General features: G+C 47.6%; 2 protein-coding genes. Both read right to left on the bottom strand.

The features are described 5' to 3' along the window. Positions 1-374 precede the first annotated feature (374 nt). A complete protein-coding gene (locus tag DB520_RS26180; protein ID WP_262511335.1) occupies positions 375-908 on the bottom strand; it encodes an Rpn family recombination-promoting nuclease/putative transposase in 534 nt (177 codons plus the stop codon). 279 nt (positions 909-1,187) lie between these two features. Beyond that, positions 1,188-1,505, bottom strand: coding sequence for a hypothetical protein (locus DB520_RS26170; RefSeq protein WP_157972270.1), 318 nt, complete (start codon positions 1,503-1,505; stop codon positions 1,188-1,190). Between the last annotated feature and the right edge of the window lie 262 nt (positions 1,506-1,767).

The following is a 1,767-nucleotide window of genomic DNA, read 5'->3' as shown; positions in this document are numbered from 1 at the left end:
TAACTTACTAGCATCTAGCGCATTCTTTAAGTCCCGGTACTGTTTCAGGCTCTGCTCGTAGGCCTTGCGGTCCTTCTTCTCCAGGTTTACCAATGTTGCTATGTCCATGACTTTTTCGAATACCAGCTGTTCGGGATTTGAAATCCCGAACCCAGATAAAGGGGATTTGTAATCCCCATTGTACAAAATCTATAGGCAAGCCCTTGATTAGGCGCACGAACCCTTTGACCAACCCAAAAGCCCAGAACCACGGGGTGGTTCAACTCCACGGCACTTCTTAGCTGGGAGGAATATATTTTGATAGGCCTAACCTTGTTCCGGGCTGAGGGTGGGCAAAAACTGGTAGGATTGGAGAGAGTTCTCCTCTGCAGTGATCACAAAAGCCCCTCTTCCCTTAAAATCCCCTCGACCTTGGATTCATCAAGCTCCATGGCTTTTGCAATAACAGGTACAGGGACTTTTTCATTAAAGAAATTGATAACCCCGGACCTCTTACCTTTCTCCAATCCCAGCTTTTCTCCCCTCTCCAGTCCTAGCTTTTCTCCCTCTAGTTTTCCCTCAAGCTTACTAGCATCTAGCGCATTCTTTAGGTCCCGGTACTGTTTCAGGCTCTGCTCGTAGGCCTTGCGGTCCTTCTTCTCCAAATTTACCAATGTTGCTATGTCCATGACTTTTTCAAATATCTTTTCCCTAATCCTAACAGGCACCCTTTCCAGGTACTCCAGGTGCTTTAATACATACAGCCATTTGTCGAATTTGGTTTCGAGATCGGCTTCCTTTTTCTCGAACTTCGGAACCTCCACATAGATGAAGTTGAGCTTGTCGCTGAACAGCCCCCCGGTTTCACGGTCCACCAGCCCAACACGGTGCAGGTGTCTCTCATCCCCCTTCTCCAGGACAAAGTCCAGGATGGAGATTGTCTTTTTGGAATTTTACAGTGGCGACCGTTTTCATGCCAAAAATTGTGCTCTTGGTTTCGACCCATGACCCTGAAAGGGTCCAACAATAATAACCCCGGGCGAAACCCGGGGAATTGGGACACCACCCCAAAAAGCCCAGAACCACGGAGTGGTTCAACTCCACGGCACTTCTAAGCTGGGAGGAATATATTTTGATAGGCCTAACCTTGTTCCGGGCTGAGGGGTGGGTGATAAATGGTAGGATTGGAGAGTTCTCCTCTGCACTCATCACAAAAGCCCCTCTTCCCTTAAAATCCCCTCGACCTTGGATTCATCAAGCTCCATGGCTTTTGCGATAACAGGTACAGGGACTTTTTCATTAAAGAAATTGATAACCCCGGACCTCTTACCTTTCTCCAATCCCAGCTTTTCACCCTTCTCTATACCGAGTTTTTCACCCCTCTCCAGTCCTAGCTTTTCTCCCTCTAGTTTTCCCTCAAGCTTACTAGCATCTAGCGCATTCTTTAGGTCCCGGTACTGTTTCAGGCTCTGTTCGTAGGCCTTGCGGTCCTTTTTCTCCAAATTTACCAATGTTGCTATGTCCATGACTTTTTCGAATACCAGCTGTTCGGGATTTGAAATCCCGAACCCAGATAAAGGGGATTTGTAATCCCCATTGTACAAAATCTAAAGGCAAGCCCTTGATTAGGCATGCGAACCCTTTGACCACCCCAAAAAGCCCAGAACCACGGAGTGGTTCAACTCCACAGCACTTCCTAGCTGAGAGGAATATATTTTGATAGGCCGAACCTTGTTCCGGGCTGAGGGGTGGGTGATAAATGGTAGGATTGGAAAGGTTCTCCTCTGT

It is taken from the genome of Pleomorphovibrio marinus (assembly GCF_003347495.1).
In the GTDB taxonomy this organism is placed as follows: domain Bacteria; phylum Bacteroidota; class Bacteroidia; order Cytophagales; family Cyclobacteriaceae; genus Pleomorphovibrio; species Pleomorphovibrio marinus.
This window is presented reverse-complemented; position numbering and strand designations above follow the sequence as displayed.

Coding starts and splice junctions, on each gene's coding strand:
- DB520_RS26170 (WP_157972270.1), bottom strand. CDS start 1,505: ATGGACATAGCAACATTGGTAAATTTGGAGAAAAAGGACCGCAAGGCC.